Below are 16,648 nucleotides of genomic sequence, written 5' to 3' on the forward strand. Positions count from 1 at the left end.
CTAGGTCGCATAACTGCGCACAAGCGAGCTGGCGATCAAGGACCACCCGTCGGCGATGACAAAAAACGCCAGTTTAAACGGCAAGGACACTGTGGCTGGCGGCACCATCATCATCCCCATCGACATCAGCACCGCCGCAACCACAAGGTCGATGATCAGAAATGGCAGAAAGACCAGAAATCCGATCTGAAAAGCGCGCGCAATTTCAGACAGCATGAAAGACGGCATCAGGATGGACAGCGGCGCGTCGGGCGACAGCGTTGTGGCATCACCACCGGGGCGCAGGGCGGCCATGGCGTGAAACGTATCGGGGTCCAATCGCGCAGCCATGAAACCGCGAAACGGCTGTAATGCACGCTCTAATGCAGGCTCGACCTCCATCGTTTCATCGACCAACGGCCGAATTCCTGTTGTCCAGGCTTCGGAAAAGACCGGCTCCATGATGAAATAAGTCAGAAACAACGCCAGGCTGACAATTAGCATATTGGGAGGAGATTGCTGCAACCCGATACCCTGGCGCAGGATCGCCAAAACGGTGATCAGAAACGGAAAACAGGTGATCATGATCGCCAATCCCGGAGCCAGGCTGAGCACGGTGATCAACAGGATCAACTGAATCGTTCGCGCAGATATCGAACCGCCCTCGCCCAGCGAAACAGACAGCTCCTGCGCCATGGCCAAAGACGGGGTCAGCACCGCAAACGCGACCACCAGAATAAGAAATCGGCGCATCAGCCGATCCCGTTTTGCAGGTCCGCGATTTCGGTCAGACGCACAGCCAGCTGACCGGCCTGCTCGCCCTCTATCTCCTCTAGCAGACCGCGTGCGACAAGCTGATCACCGACATACAGATCAACCGGATCCTCGATGCGTTTGTCCAGCATCAGCACGGCGTTTTCCCCCATGTTCAGCAGATCACGGATCAAAGGGCGCGCCCGGCCAACCGATACGGTGACTTCAATCGGAACGGCCTCGAACGGGTTGGGCTTCTCGGATTTCGGGGTTTGCGGATCACTCATTGGTCACTGCCTCTTTTACCTGAAAAACATATGCCTGAAAGGCTTGATCAACCGCAGCGAGCAAGCCGCTGCAATCCACCTCGCGCTGGGAAACCCCGACCTTGAGCCGCGACTGCCCTACCTCAAGCGTCGGGTCTTCGATCACCTGCACAGGCGATGAAAGCTCGGCGGGGATCAGGTCCTCCACCTCGTTCACACGACCTGAGGGTACGAAGATTTGCATGGGCTGTCCGATCTGCCCGCGCGCCATATCGGTGAGCTGCTCGACAAGTCGAACGGCAAACCCTCGGTCCAGCATTTCAGGCAAAACCAGCTGTGTCAGGCTCTGAAACATCGGTTCCAGCGACAGGGCCATCCGGTTAACCGCTTCATGGTAGGTAAAAGACATATCTTCGAGCGATTTGGCCAATTCGGCCGAAACCTGCCCCCGGCTCTGCTCTTGCGCCTGGACCGCGTCTTCCCAGCCGGCGCTATAGCCTTGCTCGAACGAGGCCAGCCTTTGTTCCTCTAACGCGTCCTCATCCAGTACGTGCAGCTGTCCGCCGCCGGCCTGTAAAGTGAAATCCTCAAGAAGATGGGCAATCGACATCACACACGCTCCTCACCTTCTTCCAGCCAGCTGCGCAGGATTTCGACCGTTTCTTCCTGCTTGTCGCCGATCATCGCCCTGAGCCGATCCACCGGGTCCGCCCCGGCATCGGTCGCAAGCGCCGGAACGTTCCCAGTGGGCCCCTGCCCCGGCAAGGTGGTGAATTGCCCGCCTTCTTCCGTCGCAATTTCGCCGGTCAGGTATGCGTCAGGTTCCTGGGCTGTACCTGCGGGCAGCAGTGCCGGAGCGGTTGCGGGTTGGGTCAGAATAGGGCGGATGACAAACACCCCAAGTACCAGGGAAACCAGTGCCAACACGGCCATCTGAATCAGCGACATCGCGTCGAAATGCACCTTCTGCCACAGCGAGGCGGTTGCCAGACTGCCCTGCGGCTCGACCGCCGGCAGATCCAGCGATTTCAGTGTTATAACGTCGCCCCGCTCGGCATCGTAGCCCACTGCCGAGGCCACAAGCTCCTGCAGTGCATCCATCTCGGCCTGCGGCATCGACGTGAATGTTTCACTGCCGTTTGCGTCCACGGATCGCGTTCCGTTTACCAAAACAGCAACCGTCAGTCGCTTGATCGCGCCGGGGCCGTTGTGAACCTCAAGCTCGGTCTCGGAAACCTCGTAGTTGACCCGCTCTCGGGTCTGGGTTGCGTTCGAATTGGATTCGTCCCCGCCTGCGCCATCGCCATCGGGCAGGTTCGACGCAACCGTCACATCCCCGGATTGGTTGCGGGCACTGTCCGAACGCTCTTCGACATCGGTGCTGATGGCCACGCGGCCATTGGGATCGAAACGCCGTTCGCGGATTGATTCTGTCTTGGTAACTGTATCGACACTCACCTCGACCACAGCATTTCCAGCTCCGACACGGGCTTCTACCAGACGCAGAACCCGTTCGCGCAGCTGGCGCGATTTATCGTCAGCGGTATCTGCGGACACCGGGTTGTCCTGTGCCCCGATCACTGCGCCATTCGAATCGATGACGGTGACGTTCTCGGGCGCCAGTCCGCTGACTGCGGACGACACCAGGAACCGGATCGCCTTTGCCTGATCCGACGTGATGTCCGTGCCCGACGCGACCAGATAGACCGATGCGGTTGGTGCAACACTGCGCTGGAACGGATTGGCTGATCCATTGGCAATATGCACTCGCGCCTGGCTGATATGGGGGCTGCCGACGATGGTTCTGGCCAGCTCTCCTTCTTTGGCGCGCCAATAGGCGGCGTCGAACATCTGCGACGTTGTGCCAAACCCGCTGAGCGAATCCAGCAGCTCGTAGCCCCGGTTTCCGGTTGCCGGCAGACCTTCGCTGGCCAGCGTCAAGCGCAGCTCATCCCGTTGTGATCCCGGCACATAGATGGAGCCGCCGCGAATCTCATACTGCACACCGCGCTGATCCAATGAACGGACGATATCCCCTGCAGCACCGCTTTCTAATCCGGCGTAAAGCAGGGTCATCGACGGCGTTGTCACCAGACGCGACATCGCAAGGATCCCCAGAAACACCAGCACGACTGCACCCGCGACAATGATTTGTTTACGCCTGTCCAAACTTGCCCAGACAGTTCCGATCTGCTGCACGATCACCTCCGACTCGCCGACATTCTGTGCGACGCATCCCTTGTTTGGACGATTGCCCTTAACAATCGGTTAGTCCCTGTCGGGTTATGACGATTGCAGATTGTAGGAATGAGGACGTCATGACCGACGCGACTGCAGAACAGGCAGAAGTCCCGGAAAAATCTGGGAAAAAGGGAATGATAATAGGCGCGATTCTGGCGATAGCCGGTGCTGCGGGCGGGTATTTCCTGACCACCACCGGCCTGTTGCCGGTGGGCGGAAAACCCGTCGTGCAAAACGCCGAGGAAACAGAGAAAAGCAAGCCTGCCACGGCTCTGCCAAAGGGCGGATTCGTTGACCTTGCCCCAGTCGTCGTGTCGGTAAACACCAGCGATTCGCGACATCTGAAGTTTCATGCCCAGCTCGAGGTGAACGCGCCGTACATGGCGGATGTGGAAAAGATGAAACCGCGAATTATGGACGTGCTGAACGGATATCTGCGCGCGATCGAGGTTTCTGATCTCGAGGATTCGCTCGCGCTCATGCGCATCCGAGGACACCTGTTGCGGCGTATCGAAATCGTCGTCGGTGAAGGCCGTGTGCGCGATGTTCTCGTCATGGAATTCGTACTGAACTAGGAGGCGAAGTTGGAGCTGATTGCAGATATTATGCTGGTAGCAGGTGCCTTGGGTGCGGGTCTTTATTGTTTCGTCCTATCCAGGCGGTTGAAACGCTTTACCGACCTTGAAAAAGGCGTCGGTGGTGCGGTGGCCGTGCTGTCTTCGCAAGCGGAAGAGTTGAAAAAGTCACTGGAGGCCGCGCGGGACGCCTCGGAACAGTCTGGCGTCGTTCTTAAGGAATTGACCGAACGCGCCGTAACAGTGGCGCAGCGGCTTGAGTTGATGATGGCCTCGATGCATGACGTCGTGCCGGACGATGAAGAGGCGACCGAGATCCCTACACCAGAGCCTGAGCCGGTTGTTTCTGAAGAACAGTCCCAAGCCAACTCAGTGCCCGTCATTGAAGAAGACGCGCCAGCCGAGACTCAGGTCAAACGTCCGGGTGGGTTGATGTTCCTGCGTCACAGCCGCAGCGAGGCCACGACATGAGGCGGAAGCGGGCAGAAAACCGTCCCAAAGGCGGCGTTCTTGCGGTGATCGCGATGCTTATGATCGGTTCCGCCGCGATCAGAATAGGATTCGAGGCCGGGCCCGCGCTGGCTAAAGGATCCGATCCCGCCCCATCGCTGGCGAGGAGCAGCCAAGCCGAACAGCCCGGTGCGCAAGAATTGTTGACTGAATTGCTACGCCGCGAAGACGCGCTCAAGAAACGAGAGACCGCGTTACAAGACAAAGAAAAGGCGCTGGATATCGCGGATCAGGCGATTGAAACGCGCCTGGCTGCCTTGCAGGAGGCAGAAGAATCGCTGCGACAGACACTGGCCTTCGCCGAAAAAGCCGCCGAGACCGATCTGACGCGCCTGACGGATGTGTATCAGAGCATGAAACCCAAGGACGCAGCCGCCCTGTTCGAAACCATGGACCCCGGCTTTGCGGCTGGCTTTCTGTCGCGGATGCCGCCTGATTCCGCCGCAGGTGTTCTGGCCGGTCTCAACCCCGAAGCCGCCTATACGATCAGCGTGATCATGGCCGGTCGCAATGCTGCGGCTCCGCAGGAGTAGCGCACATGTTTTTTACCCCCGCATCTGACTTTGCAGGAGACCACCCATGATCGGAATCATCGGAATCGTCGTCATTTTCGCCATGGTGTTTGGTGGCTATCTTGCCGCCGGTGGCAAGATGACGATCATTTTGAAATCGCTCCCGTTCGAGATGATGATGATCGGCGGCGCCGCCGTTGGCGCATTCATGATCAGCAACGACTTGAGCGCTGTCAAACATACGATCAAGGACATGGGTAAAGTGTTCAAAGGTCCCAAATGGAAGCCCGAAGATTACCGCGATCTGCTGTGCCTTTTGTTTTCTCTGATCCGCATTGCCAAGGCCAACCCGGTCGAGGTGGAACAGCATATCGAAGACCCCGAGAATTCGACCCTATTCTCAGCCTATCCGAAGATTCAGAAGGACAAGGAAGCTGTCGATCTGATCTGCGACACGATGCGATCCGCGTCGATGAATTACGACGATCCACATCAAGTTGAAGAAGTGCTGGAAAAACGGATGGAGACCAATTTTCACCACGCCATGCATTCCAGCCACGCGTTACAAACCGTCGCCGATGGTTTGCCCGCACTTGGGATCGTGGCCGCCGTTTTGGGCGTAATCAAAACGATGGGGTCCATCGACCAGCCGCCCGAAGTACTGGGCAAACTGATCGGCGGTGCTTTGGTCGGGACGTTCCTGGGCGTGTTTCTCGCCTATGGCCTGGTTGGCCCATTCGCTGGCAAGCTGAAAGCAGTTGTCGAAGAGGACAACCATTTCTACCAGTTGATCAAAGAGGTTCTGGTCGCCAATCTGCACAACCACAATGCAGCCATGTGCATTGAAGTTGGCCGCCAGAACACGCCGACGCATAATCGCCCAGCATTTTCGGAGCTGGAAGATGCGTTGAAGGAACTCAAACAGGCGGCGGCATGATCCGAACAGTTTTTCTTGCTTTGGCGCTAACCGCCGCGGCAGCGCAAGTTCAAGCACAAGATGTACAGGTACGCTCGGGCGAACATGAAGGGTACACGCGGCTGGTCGCACAGGTTCCGCCGGGCACTAAATGGGTGCTGTCGCACAAGAAAAATGGTGCGCGTCTGAATGTCGAATTGGAAAAGGTAAACTTCGACACAGCAGCTGTGTTCCGGCGTCTGACGCAAAACCGCTTGGCCGCGATCTCTCAGTCCGAACCGGGCGCGGCACTTGATATGCAATTTGGCTGTGACTGTGTTGCCAATGCCTTTCTGTTCAAGGGCACGATGATCGTGGTGGATATTGCACCAGGCTCGGCGCTGCCCCCAATCAGCGCTGATATACCGTCGCCTGTTTTGCCCAAAGCGCCCAAAGAGAAAGACCCGTTGGTCACGCATAATTTCCAGAGTCTCGAATTGCCGCTGCTAAACCTGAACGCACAGCGCTTTGAAGAGCAGCTTTCTACCCTGCTGCTGCGCGGCTCTGACCGGGAAGTCGTTGATTTGAGGCTTTCTCCGGTCGGACCAAGGCCGTCGGTCCCCAAGAACGATCCCTTTAGTCCCTCAGACCTTAATGCCAATATTCATGTGACATCCGTTCTGGACGGCTTGAATGAACTTTTAGGGCCATCCTTGCCGCAGCTTGAACAACGCCCACCCTGCATCTCAAGCGCCGAACTTGGGTTTGACCGTTGGTCTGGGGCAACTCCCTTTCCGGAACAGGTGGCTTCGTTGCGCGCCGCCTTGTTCAAAGAATTTGATCATCTCAACGAAGAAGAAACGCTGAAGCTGGCGCAGCTATACGCCTACTCCGGGTTCGGCGCAGAGGCTATTCGGACGCTTGAATTGCTTGGGCGGCATGCGCCGGACACAGATCGGGTTGCCGCCATAGCCCGGTATCTTGATGGCGCGCAGCCGTCCCATCCGAACCCATTTGCCAGTCTTCAGCGGTGTGAAAGCGACGCCGCGCTTTGGGCTCTTTTGATCGAAGGAGAGCTGCAGGAAGAGGCCCAGTTGCGATCGATCGAACAGTCATTTGCGCGCTTGCCCGACCATCTGCGCCGTCACGTTGGGCCGACATTGGCGGAAATTCTGACAGATGCCGGGAAACTTGAACCAGCAAGGCGCGTGTTGCGCGCGGTCGACCGCGTTGCGACTGAGGACAGCGCCGATACGTCCCAAGCCAAGGCTAAAGTCGCGGCTGCCGAAGGCGACGGTCCGAAGTCAGAAGCATTGTTGAACGAGGTCATTGCCGCGTCGGGCGCAGAGTTGGAGGCACCGCTTGCGCTTGCGCAACTGGTCGACAAGCGATGGTCGGAACGTGGGGCAATATCTCCGCAAGAGCTTGATCTTGCGGCCTCTTACGTCACGGAGTTTCGCCGGTCTGAAATCGGGCCGCGCATGCTGCAAACACAGATCGTCGCGTTAAGCTTAAGCCATGAGTTCGACAAGGCGATGAATCTGCTGGGCGCCCAAAATGCGCAGGACAATGCCGCCGAAACGTTGAACCGCGTCGCCCAGATCCTGACCGAACGCGCCGACGACGCGACATTTCTAAGGCGTGTGGTGACCCTGACGCCCGAGCAGAAACTGGCGCTCGTCACAGACACAAGCGTGGCGATGGCCGAGCGTTTGGTCACCCTTGGTTTTGCGGATGCGGCGCTGGAGTTGGCCAGTCGGCCACAGGACAAGGCCCGGCGCGCAGAAAGGGCACGGTTACGCGCGCGCGCTGCCTTACTGCAACGCCGACCTCATCAAGCGATGTTGGAACTGGCCGACGATCCATCAGACGCGGCCCAGCTTTTGCGAGGGCAAGCATTGCAGATGACGGATGATTACGTGGCAGCTGGTCAGCTTTTGCGTGCTGTGGGTGAGGATGAAAAAGCCGATCGGTTCTTTTGGTTGGCCGATCATCCGGAAACAGTCGAGCCCGAACGCGACACAAAGTTCCTCGCAGTTCAGCAAACAACGCAGCTCCTGTCCGTGCCGCCAACGCGAATGCAGGACAAACCCTTAGCTGACGCGAAAGGCTTGTTGGATGACAGCGCAAAAGCACGCCAGCACATTCTGGATTTGCTTGCGAAGGTGGACCAATAGCGGATCACGTCAGCGCCACCTGCATTCACGGTTTGTCTTTCATTAAGTGCCCACTGAGCATCGGCCTGCAGTCCGTACTGGCCGCTTTTACGGATCAAAGACCAAAGGCATCAGGTCCGACAATCTGGATGTAGGCTCGACCCAACCCAATATGGCTGCGCGGATCGCGTCCGCGCGATCTGAACCGACGACTGGCGCGGCAAACTCGGTGTACTTGGCGATCACATCTCCCCTGCTGAGCGGGGCCTCCGGCCCGCCGCGCGCGTGAGTGTCGCCGGATTCGAACACACGCCCATCGTTCGATTTCAAGGTGACATCGGCCCACCGCCCCTGCGGGAAGCGTGCACTGTGGCGCGCATCTTCCTGAACGTGAATACGCGATACCAACTCTGCCACCGCCGGATCAGACAGACCCGAACCCGAGATATGTTCAACCGCGATCCGACCATGGATCGCCTGAACCGCCACAGCAAAAGGCAGAGAATACTGGGCCTGAGACGTGGTATTAGGCATCCCGCCATACAGGCAGGCCGCTTCTTGAAAACTGTTGATATGGATGGATCGGATCTGGTCGTGGGCCAGGTCATTCTCCATCATCACTGTCCGAACGCCATCAATGGCCGCATGGGCCCAGCGACATATGGGATAGGGTTTTACGTATTGGTGTTCGACCTGCCAGAACTGACCCAAATCACCCCAGAACGACGCGACATCAGCGTTTTCGATCGTGATAGCCGGGGCACCCGTGAAACCACGTTCAGCCAGGATCGCAGATGATATGCCAACCATCGCGCCCCAACCCGATCCGTCATGCAGCATCGTCGGATTCGCAATCTCGCGCATCATCTGGCTTCGGGGTCCGTGGTACTCCGCTATCCCCAATGCTTGTCGAAACTGGTCGGGCGTATGCCTGCGCATGCGCGCGGCCATGGCCACCACACCCAGTGCGTTCCACGCGCCGGACGTGTGATAATCGCTGACCGATGCGTGCAGCGACAGACCCGAACGTCCTGCGATTTCGTATCCCGTGACGACGGCAGCCAGCGCTTCGGGGCCGGACAAATCAGGGCAATGCACCCCAAGTGAAATCAACGCGGGCAGGACGACGACACCGATATGCCCTTTGGTCGGGTTGTAGCCGTCATGCCCGTCCAAATTGTCGGTTTGTGTGGCTGCTGCGTAGGCAGCGCCCGCCATGCTGACGGGGCGGCCGTCAAACATCATCGGCACGCTGAATGCCGCATCATTGCTTGCATAGAGCAGCGCGGCAGTATCGCGGGCGATCACGCCGGCCTCCATCGGGCCGGAGGCGATCAGGATGCCCATTGTGTCCAGCATCATCAGGGCGGCGGCTTCTTTCGCGCTGTCAGGCATCTCCTGCGCTGAAAGGTTCAGGGCAAAATCCGTGACCCGCTCAAGCGTGCCGGTCATTTGACCGTCTCCATCACCTTGGGTTGGACATCGCGCAGCCGGTGCCCCGATGGATCAAAGGGCGGTTCGGCCAAAACTCTGGCTTTATGCGGTTTGCCGAGGATGAAGATTTCCACCATATCCCCCGGCTTTACGACTGCCGGATTCGCATAGCCGATGGCCAGGGACTTGCCGACTGAATAGCCATAGGCCCCTGACGTCACACGTCCGACCGGTGCGCCATCTGTTGTAAAGATAGGTTCGCCACCGGACGCGTCGGCATCCGTCACCTCGACCTCAAAAATCGACAGAACCTCGCGCGCGGCGTTGCCCTTGATCTGCAGATAGGCGTCTTTGTGCAGGAAGTCCTTGTCCAGCTTGATCAGACCTGCCAGCCCGACTTCCTGTGGCCAGTATTCCTGAGAATACTCGCGGCCCCAGGAGCCATAGCCCTTCTCGATCCGCAGTGAGCCCAGCGCGCGGCCGCCCACCGGGCCACCGTCGCATTCCTTCGCAGCCTCAAGAAGCGCGGAATAGAGCCTGATCTGGTCTTCTTCTGCGCAGTGCAACTCCCACCCCAGATCGCCGGTAAAGCTGACGCGGATGGCAAGGCAGGTGACGCCTGCCACCTCGATCGTTTGTGAGCGCATAAAACGGAACGCTTCGTTCGACAGGTCGGCATTTGTCAGTCGTTGCAACAGGTCACGCGACTTGGGACCCGCTACATTGAAACCCGCAATGCGATCCGTGGCCACTTCGAATGTTGTACCTTCGGGCAGGTCGACCATGTTGAAGAACCGCTGATGATAACGCTCGGCCATGCCGGAGCCGACCATCATGTATTCTTCATCTGCCACTTTGGTGATGGTGAAATCCCCGGCCACGCCGCCACGGACCGAAATCAGCGGGGTCAGACAGGACCGGCCAATCTCGGTCGGCACCCGGTTGGCAACCAGCTTGTCCAGCCACTCATAGGCACCCGGGCCCTTAATGACGTAGTTGGCAAAGTTCGAGATGTCGATCACACCAACGTTTTCGCGCAGCATTCTGACTTCGCGCCCAACCGGATCCCACCAGTTCTGGCGGGTGAACCCGTTTGTCTCGGTGGTGCCGGTTCGATCCGCAAACCACAGTGGGTGTTCCCAGCCGCAGTTCAGACCAAAGACGCAGCCTATGTCCTTTTGCATTTCATAGGCCGGGCGCACGCGGGCCGGACGGCCTGCGCTGCGTTCCTCGTTCGGGAAATGGATGGCGAACCGGTGGGTATACTGGTCCTCGACCCGCGCCCTGGTAAAAGCCTTGTTCGCCCAATCGCCAAACCTAGCCAGATCCCAGGCAAACATGTCGTACTGCGGCTCGCCCTCGATCATCCATTGCGCCGCCAGCAGACCCAGACCGCCTGATTGAGAAAAGCCCGGGATCAGACCGCCGCAAAGGAAATAGTTCTTCAACTCAGGCACCGGACCCCACAAGGCGCTGGAGTCCGGAGACCAGATCATCGGTCCGTTGATCACCCGTTTGACTCCGGCGGTGGCGGCAACTGGCACACGTTCGGTGGCGCGGATCACGTTTTCCATGATCCGGTCCAGATCATCGGGGAACAGGTCATGAGCAAAATCCAGCGGCGTACCGTCTTCGGCCCAGAACTTCATGTCTTTCTCATAAGCTCCGATCAGCAGTCCGTTGCCTTCCTGTCGGAAGTAGTACTCGCCGTCCCGATCGGCGATCGACGGTAAACGGCGACCCAAGTTGGCAACCTCATCAATGGAATCGGTCACGAAATACTGGTGTTCGGTCGGTTGCAACGGCAGAGTCAAACCCGCCAATGCCGCTACTTCGCGGCCCCAAAGGCCTGCGGCATTCACAACCCATTGCGTATGGATGTCGCCCTTTTCGGTACGCACGATCCACGACCCATCTGGCTGCTGATCAGTGCCTAACACGGGGCAAAACCGCTCAATCGTTGCACCCATGGCGCGCGCGCCTGCGGCATAGGCCTGCGGCACGCCTGAGGGATCCACGTTGCCGCCTTCGGGTTCAAACATAATGCAGCGAATATCGTCGAACCGCGCCAGCGGATGAAGTTCCATCGCTTGTTCGCGGCTGACCTCGTAGAAATTCAGGCCATAGAACCGAGCCTTGGCCTCTTGCAGACGCAACTGGTGCTCACGATCTTCGGTCTGAGCCAGATACAGGGAACCGGGCTGGAAGACACCGCAGCTTTGCCCGGTTTCCAGCTCCAACTCTTTATACAGGTTCATTGTGTAATGCTGGATGCGGGTGATGTTGTTATTGTCATGCAACCCGTGGATATTGGCCGCCGCGTGCCAAGTTGATCCGCTGGTCAGTTCATCCCGTTCAAGCAGGACAACGTCCCGCCAACCAAGCTTGGCCAAATGGTACAGGATTGAACAGCCTGCCAATCCTCCGCCGATGACCACGGCCTGCGCATGCGTTTTCATGAACTTGATCTCCCGCCGACGATGCCGAAAACGGCACCCTTTAGAGGAAGTCAGCCACATGTCGTATGCGGCTTATGCTCTGTTCCCGACGCGAAATGTCGGGAACAGAGCTTGAATGGCCGGTTTTGATTAGTAAGGCGCTTCTACGTCGTTCATCGAAACATAGACCGTCTTCATCTCGCTGAAGTGATTGATAGCCAGTTTCGAGTTTTCGCGCCCAACGCCCGACATTTTGGACCCGCCAAACGGGGCCTCGACCGGAGCCAGATTATAGGTATTGATATAGCAGGTGCCCGCCTCGAACCCGGCCACAATGCGGTGCGCGCGCGTCAGGTCGTTGGTGAAGACACCGGCTGCCAATCCAAACTCGGTGTCGTTGGCGCGGGCCATCACCTCTTCTTCGGTATCGAAATCCAGCACAGACATGACCGGACCAAAGATCTCTTCGCGCGCGATGGCCATATCGTCCGTCACATCCGCAAACACAGTGGGCTGCATGTAGAAGCCGTCACCGTCCATCCGCTCGCCGCCAAATACTAGGCGGGCACCTTCGGCCTTGCCCTTTTCGACATAGCTCAGCGCGATGTTCAGTTGGTTTTCGCTGACCATAGGGCCAAAGTTGACGTCCTCATCCAGCGGATTACCGATTTTCGCAGTGGCCAGACGTTCAGAGAGGCGCTTGAGGAATGCCTCTTTGACGTCTTTCTGCACAAAGACACGGGTGCCGTTCGAACAGACCTGACCCGAGGAATAGAAGTTGCCCAGGATCGCACCCGAAACAGCGTTTTCGATATCGGCGTCGTCGAACACGATCATCGGGGACTTGCCGCCCAGTTCCATGGTGACATGCTTCATACCATCAGCGGCCGCGGCATAGACCCTGCGACCGGTCGGAACGGACCCGGTCAGCGAAACCTTGGCCACGCGCGGATCGGTCACAAGCGATGCGCCAACATCGCCGTAGCCCTGGATCACGTTATAGACGCCCTTGGGCGCGCCCGCCTCGATCAGGATCTCCGCCACTTGCAACGCCGACAGGGGCGTGGTCTCGGACGGTTTGAAGACCATCGTATTGCCGCAGGCCAGTGCAGGGGCTCCTTTCCAGCATGCGATCTGGGTCGGGTAATTCCATGCGCCGATACCGACGCAAACGCCCAGCGCCTCGCGGATGGTGTAGACAAAGTCTCCGCCGCCCAGCGGGATATGCTCACCCGTCAATGACGCAGCCAGTCCCCCAAAGTACTCCAGCGCATCCGCACCCGATGTGGCGTCGGCCACCAGGGTTTCCTGCAAGGGTTTACCGGTGTCGTGGGTTTCGAGGATCGAAAGCGCGCGATTGCGGTCGCGCATGATGTCAGATGCCCGTCTCAGGATGCGGCCACGCTCGGTCCCGGACATTGCCGCCCACTCTGCCTGAGCGTTTTTGGCGCTTGTTAGAGCCTGATCTACGATATCCGGCGTGGCAGAGTGCAGCCGGGCGATGATTTGACCGGTGGCCGGGTAGATCACGTCGATAGGGGCGCCGTTGGTATCTTCGACATATACGCCGTTGATGAAATGGCTCGCTTTGGGCTGAAACTTCATGCCGATTTCCTTCTCAGAAGTCCTTTCTTTCGCGTTTATATTTTATTGATTGACCAGTCAATAAAAGCAATTCACGGCGGACTCCCGCTGATGTGAATCGGCTCCCTCTTGAATAAAAAGCTTAATGTTCCATTTATGTTCTACATAGTCAGAGGAACAATCCGATGTCTTACCACGCCCGCAACCCGGCCATGGATGGCCCATCGAACGACTATCACCTGTTGCCCGTCACAGACCAGCAAATGCGATACGCTCGTGCAATTGCCCAGCAGTCGGCCTTGGAAATCCCAGTCGAGGCACAACGGGATCGCAAGTCGATGTCTGCCTGGATTTCGGCGCACAAGCCAGCCGATCCATCGCCCTTTGCGGACTATCCATCCGGCAAGCAGGTTGCCTTTGCCGAACGCATTTCCCGTAGCAGGCGCAGACCTATCCCATCCGAGTGTTTCCGCGACAAACAGATGATGTCCCGCTGGATTGATCAGAACAAATAGTGGCCGTCTAATGTTTATGGTGGCGGGTATAGAGCGCAACCGTAGCAGCAACAAACATACCCAAGAGGATGTAGCCGGTAACAGCCTCAGCGACGGCCAGCCCGCGACATAAACCTGTTGGGATCATGTCGCCATATCCCACAGTGGTGAAGGTGACGTATGAAAAATACAGGAAATCGGCTGGAGCATCTGCACCGACCACGCAATTGTCGGCGTAGCCGAAAGCGCCATACGCCGCCGCGAACAAGAACGGCACGACCTGAATGAAGGACACACCCATCAAAAACAAGCGTCGATGCGGCAGTTTCACCTGTGTCATGTAGTACCAAGATTGCGATGCGACCCAAACCACCAGGCAGACCGACACAATAGTACCGATGGTTTCGCCTGCGGCCGCCTCACTCAGGCGCGACAGACCATACCACGCGAAAAAACTGGCAATAACCAGTCCGACCGCTGCGATAAGCGTCGATTTCCACTCTTCCAGTGTTGTAGGTTCGCGGTGCATAAAACTTCCGATGGCCTAGGTTTTTCCGCGATCATCAGGGTTCCGGCCTGTACCCGCAACCTTAATCATTCACCCATCATTCAATGCCTAGGTGTTCCTGCCCGCGCTGACGTGACAGCAGGATCTGTTTCTGGCGTTCGCGGAACCGCATTTTGTCCGCGTCTGATGTCTCGTTGATGCACCGATGGCAGGACACGCCATGCTCGTATTCCGCGCGCTTCATATCCTCTGGCAGAATCGGGCGGCGGCAGCCGTGGCACAGGTTGTGCGGCCCTTCGACCAGCCCATGTCCGACCGAGACACGATTGTCGAACACAAAACACTCACCCTGCCAGCTGCTGTCCTCAGCGGGCATCTCTTCGAGATACCGCAGAATGCCGCCTTTCAGGTGATACACATCCTCAACCCCTTGCCCCAGCAGGTAATTGGTGGATTTCTCGCAACGGATGCCGCCGGTGCAGAACATGGCAACCCGCTTGTTGTGAAAGCGGTCTTTGTTTTCTTCCCACCAGACCGGGAAATCACGGAAACTGGCTGTTTCAGGGTCTATTGCGCCCTCAAACGTACCAATCGCCACTTCGTAGTCGTTGCGCGTGTCGATCACGACCACATCGTCAGACCGGATCAGATCGTTCCAGTCTTCGGGTTCGACATAGTTGCCGACGCGGGCGCGCGGATCGACGTCCGGCTGACCCATGGTCACGATCTCTTTCTTCAGGCGCACCTTCATTTTGCCAAAGGGCGGGTGATCGGATGTGGCCTCTTTCCACTCAAGATCCGCACATCCGGGCAGAGCCTTGATGTGGGCCAGCACCGCATCGATCCCGCCGCGCGGGCCTGCGATGGTTCCATTGATCCCCTCGGCCGCCAGCAACAAGGTGCCTTTGACTGATTGCGCGCGGCATAGGTCCAGCAGCGGGTCGCGCAGGGACACGTGATCCGAAAAACGGGTGAAGTGATAGAGAGCAGCGATCGTATACATGCGCGCGGTCTAAACCTGCTGGACAAAAGTCGCAAGAGACCGGATTGACGCCCCCTTCCCTGCCCCCTACCGATAGAACAATGCGAGGAGATTCCCGATGGCCCATGCCCTGATTGTAGTCGACGTTCAGAACGATTTCTGCCCCGGTGGTGCGCTGGCGGTGCCCGGAGGTCACGAAATCGTGGACCCCATCAACACTATGATGGCACAGTTCGACGCCGTGATCCTGACGCAGGATTGGCACCCGGCGGGACATTCGTCCTTTGCCAGCGAGCACGACGGCAAAGCCCCCTTGGACATGACCGAAATGCATTATGGGCCGCAGGTCTTGTGGCCGGATCACTGTGTGCAGGGCACCGACGGTGCGGAATTCCATCCGGATCTGAATACCCATGCTGACCTTGTCATTCGCAAAGGCTTTCGGAGCAGCATCGATAGCTATTCCGCATTTTTCGAGAACGACCAAAAGACTCCGACCGGTTTGGAAGGTTACTTGAAATCACGTGGCATCACCAAACTGACCCTGGTTGGGCTGGCCACAGATTTCTGTGTTCATTTTTCGGCCGTCGACGCAGCCCGGCTAAGTTTTGATGTCGCAGTGCGCATGGACGCATGTCGGGCGATCGACCTCGATGGGTCGCTGGCGGCCGCAGAAACGGCGATGCGAGCGGCTGGTGTGACGCTGATCTAGGGTGTGGCCCCCGCCGCAGCCAGATACTGGAGTAGCGCAAACAAGATCACCGCCAGACCCAGGGCAACGCCAATCCGTCCGTGAACAGTGCGCCGCTCCGGTGTCGCGGGTGATTTATAGCGTGGATTCGGCGTCCAATCGGCAACTTGTCGACGTTGACCGACGTGCGGCTTCGCAGTTTTTACGTCCTCCAGAAACTGATGAAAGTCGAACTCGCCACAATATTCGCCGCTGATCCCAGCTGCCCGAATATTAGTGAACAACGCGCGCAAAATCCGTTCGCGTTCGGCCACATCTCCGCCGGCGAAGAACCCGTGCGACATGCCACTGTCGGTTGAATCCAGATCGAACCCAGCATTTTGGAAAATCTTGCGAATCTTCGGTGACGTCGCCCGAAGCGCATCAGCCGTTTTCACATGACGGAATCGGGCCCGCGCGACAGAATTGTCCAATCGCTCTGAACCGGCGTCATCTTCCAATTCTTCGTTAACAACGATGTCAAAATCGTACTCGAGAACCATTCACCAAATTAACCTCGTTCAACCATCCCTCTCTTTTCACTAAACTGTGAAAAGATCACACAATATGCTCGCAATGTGACCTGACCTT

17 protein-coding genes are annotated in these 16,648 nt (G+C 57.9%); 7 read left to right on the forward strand and 10 right to left on the reverse strand.

What is annotated here, in order from left to right:
* From fliP to fliF, 4 genes are read right to left on the reverse strand one after another with little or no spacing between them, the layout of a single operon-like run.
* Nucleotides 1-732: a flagellar type III secretion system pore protein FliP gene (gene fliP / locus AC2FLA_RS05590; protein ID WP_496721135.1), complete on the reverse strand. Its 732-nt coding sequence runs from the start codon at nucleotides 730-732 to the stop codon at nucleotides 1-3.
* Entirely contained in the window at nucleotides 732-1,019 is a 288-nt protein-coding gene (locus AC2FLA_RS05595) for a FliM/FliN family flagellar motor switch protein (RefSeq protein WP_282170164.1), read from the reverse strand. Before AC2FLA_RS05595 ends, fliP begins: the two co-directional genes overlap by 1 nt.
* Nucleotides 1,012-1,608, reverse strand: a complete 597-nt coding sequence (locus tag AC2FLA_RS05600; protein WP_282170163.1) for a FliH/SctL family protein — start codon at nucleotides 1,606-1,608, stop codon at nucleotides 1,012-1,014. The genes AC2FLA_RS05595 and AC2FLA_RS05600 overlap by 8 nt, the downstream gene beginning before the upstream one ends.
* Nucleotides 1,608-3,197 (reverse strand): flagellar basal-body MS-ring/collar protein FliF, encoded by a 1,590-nt coding sequence (gene fliF / locus AC2FLA_RS05605; protein WP_496721137.1) that lies wholly within the window; start codon nucleotides 3,195-3,197, stop codon nucleotides 1,608-1,610. The genes AC2FLA_RS05600 and fliF overlap by 1 nt, the downstream gene beginning before the upstream one ends.
* Before the next feature lie 119 nt (nucleotides 3,198-3,316).
* Between fliF and AC2FLA_RS05610 the strand changes: the two genes are divergently transcribed.
* The 5 genes from AC2FLA_RS05610 to AC2FLA_RS05630 are packed head-to-tail and all read left to right on the forward strand — an operon-like array spanning nucleotide 3,317 to nucleotide 7,908.
* Nucleotides 3,317-3,814: a flagellar basal body-associated FliL family protein gene (locus AC2FLA_RS05610; RefSeq protein WP_496721139.1), complete on the forward strand. Its 498-nt coding sequence runs from the start codon at nucleotides 3,317-3,319 to the stop codon at nucleotides 3,812-3,814.
* Between the two features lie 9 nt (nucleotides 3,815-3,823).
* Nucleotides 3,824-4,285 (forward strand): hypothetical protein, encoded by a 462-nt coding sequence (locus AC2FLA_RS05615; protein WP_496721141.1) that lies wholly within the window; start codon nucleotides 3,824-3,826, stop codon nucleotides 4,283-4,285.
* The gene (locus tag AC2FLA_RS05620; protein ID WP_496721143.1) at nucleotides 4,282-4,857 is read left to right on the forward strand and encodes a MotE family protein; all 576 of its coding nucleotides are present in this window, start codon (nucleotides 4,282-4,284) and stop codon (nucleotides 4,855-4,857) included. The genes AC2FLA_RS05615 and AC2FLA_RS05620 overlap by 4 nt, the downstream gene beginning before the upstream one ends.
* Before the next feature lie 46 nt (nucleotides 4,858-4,903).
* A complete protein-coding gene (motA, locus tag AC2FLA_RS05625) occupies nucleotides 4,904-5,773 on the forward strand; it encodes a flagellar motor stator protein MotA (protein WP_282119619.1) in 870 nt (289 codons plus the stop codon).
* A complete protein-coding gene (locus tag AC2FLA_RS05630) occupies nucleotides 5,770-7,908 on the forward strand; it encodes a hypothetical protein (RefSeq protein ID WP_496721145.1) in 2,139 nt (712 codons plus the stop codon). The genes motA and AC2FLA_RS05630 overlap by 4 nt, the downstream gene beginning before the upstream one ends.
* Before the next feature lie 87 nt (nucleotides 7,909-7,995).
* Here the strand turns inward: AC2FLA_RS05630 and AC2FLA_RS05635 are convergent, their stop codons facing one another.
* The 3 genes from AC2FLA_RS05635 to betB form a co-directional block, all read right to left on the reverse strand.
* On the reverse strand, nucleotides 7,996-9,339 hold the full coding sequence (locus tag AC2FLA_RS05635; protein ID WP_496721147.1) for an MmgE/PrpD family protein: 1,344 nt from the start codon (nucleotides 9,337-9,339) through the stop codon (nucleotides 7,996-7,998).
* Nucleotides 9,336-11,780, reverse strand: coding sequence for a GcvT family protein (locus AC2FLA_RS05640; RefSeq protein ID WP_496721149.1), 2,445 nt, complete (start codon nucleotides 11,778-11,780; stop codon nucleotides 9,336-9,338). Before AC2FLA_RS05640 ends, AC2FLA_RS05635 begins: the two co-directional genes overlap by 4 nt.
* A 129-nt stretch (nucleotides 11,781-11,909) precedes the next feature.
* A complete protein-coding gene (betB, locus tag AC2FLA_RS05645; protein ID WP_496721151.1) occupies nucleotides 11,910-13,364 on the reverse strand; it encodes a betaine-aldehyde dehydrogenase in 1,455 nt (484 codons plus the stop codon).
* Nucleotides 13,365-13,528: 164 nt separating this feature from the next.
* Here betB and AC2FLA_RS05650 point away from each other — a divergent pair, with 164 nt between their 5' ends.
* Nucleotides 13,529-13,858: a hypothetical protein gene (locus tag AC2FLA_RS05650; protein WP_496721153.1), complete on the forward strand. Its 330-nt coding sequence runs from the start codon at nucleotides 13,529-13,531 to the stop codon at nucleotides 13,856-13,858.
* Nucleotides 13,859-13,865: 7 nt separating this feature from the next.
* Here the strand turns inward: AC2FLA_RS05650 and AC2FLA_RS05655 are convergent, their stop codons facing one another.
* The gene (locus AC2FLA_RS05655; RefSeq protein ID WP_058275022.1) at nucleotides 13,866-14,366 is read right to left on the reverse strand and encodes a potassium channel family protein; all 501 of its coding nucleotides are present in this window, start codon (nucleotides 14,364-14,366) and stop codon (nucleotides 13,866-13,868) included.
* Between the two features lie 76 nt (nucleotides 14,367-14,442).
* Nucleotides 14,443-15,348, reverse strand: a complete 906-nt coding sequence (gene trhO / locus AC2FLA_RS05660) for an oxygen-dependent tRNA uridine(34) hydroxylase TrhO (protein WP_496721155.1) — start codon at nucleotides 15,346-15,348, stop codon at nucleotides 14,443-14,445.
* A gap of 97 nt (nucleotides 15,349-15,445) precedes the next feature.
* On the opposite strand from trhO, the gene pncA reads away from it, so the two are divergent.
* Entirely contained in the window at nucleotides 15,446-16,039 is a 594-nt protein-coding gene (gene pncA, locus AC2FLA_RS05665) for a bifunctional nicotinamidase/pyrazinamidase (RefSeq protein ID WP_496721157.1), read from the forward strand.
* On the opposite strand, the gene AC2FLA_RS05670 is transcribed toward pncA, so the two are convergent.
* Nucleotides 16,036-16,560: a hypothetical protein gene (locus AC2FLA_RS05670; protein WP_496721159.1), complete on the reverse strand. Its 525-nt coding sequence runs from the start codon at nucleotides 16,558-16,560 to the stop codon at nucleotides 16,036-16,038. The two genes, pncA and AC2FLA_RS05670, sit on opposite strands and share 4 nt — an antisense overlap.
* Nucleotides 16,561-16,648: the final 88 nt, after the last annotated feature.

This window comes from Ruegeria sp. CDSA033, from assembly GCF_059612305.1.

Bases quoted from the DNA above. Each gene is read 5' to 3' on its own strand.
- fliP (WP_496721135.1), bottom strand. From the start codon at position 732: ATGCGCCGATTTCTTATTCTGGTGGTCGCGTTTGCGGTGCTGACCCCG.
- AC2FLA_RS05595 (WP_282170164.1), bottom strand. From the start codon at position 1,019: ATGAGTGATCCGCAAACCCCGAAATCCGAGAAGCCCAACCCGTTCGAG.
- AC2FLA_RS05600 (WP_282170163.1), bottom strand. From the start codon at position 1,608: ATGTCGATTGCCCATCTTCTTGAGGATTTCACTTTACAGGCCGGCGGC.
- AC2FLA_RS05610 (WP_496721139.1), top strand. From the start codon at position 3,317: ATGACCGACGCGACTGCAGAACAGGCAGAAGTCCCGGAAAAATCTGGG.
- AC2FLA_RS05620 (WP_496721143.1), top strand. From the start codon at position 4,282: ATGAGGCGGAAGCGGGCAGAAAACCGTCCCAAAGGCGGCGTTCTTGCG.
- motA (WP_282119619.1), top strand. From the start codon at position 4,904: ATGATCGGAATCATCGGAATCGTCGTCATTTTCGCCATGGTGTTTGGT.
- AC2FLA_RS05630 (WP_496721145.1), top strand. From the start codon at position 5,770: ATGATCCGAACAGTTTTTCTTGCTTTGGCGCTAACCGCCGCGGCAGCG.
- AC2FLA_RS05635 (WP_496721147.1), bottom strand. From the start codon at position 9,339: ATGACCGGCACGCTTGAGCGGGTCACGGATTTTGCCCTGAACCTTTCA.
- AC2FLA_RS05640 (WP_496721149.1), bottom strand. From the start codon at position 11,780: ATGAAAACGCATGCGCAGGCCGTGGTCATCGGCGGAGGATTGGCAGGC.
- betB (WP_496721151.1), bottom strand. From the start codon at position 13,364: ATGAAGTTTCAGCCCAAAGCGAGCCATTTCATCAACGGCGTATATGTC.
- AC2FLA_RS05650 (WP_496721153.1), top strand. From the start codon at position 13,529: ATGTCTTACCACGCCCGCAACCCGGCCATGGATGGCCCATCGAACGAC.
- AC2FLA_RS05655 (WP_058275022.1), bottom strand. From the start codon at position 14,366: ATGCACCGCGAACCTACAACACTGGAAGAGTGGAAATCGACGCTTATC.
- trhO (WP_496721155.1), bottom strand. From the start codon at position 15,348: ATGTATACGATCGCTGCTCTCTATCACTTCACCCGTTTTTCGGATCAC.
- pncA (WP_496721157.1), top strand. From the start codon at position 15,446: ATGGCCCATGCCCTGATTGTAGTCGACGTTCAGAACGATTTCTGCCCC.
- AC2FLA_RS05670 (WP_496721159.1), bottom strand. From the start codon at position 16,560: ATGGTTCTCGAGTACGATTTTGACATCGTTGTTAACGAAGAATTGGAA.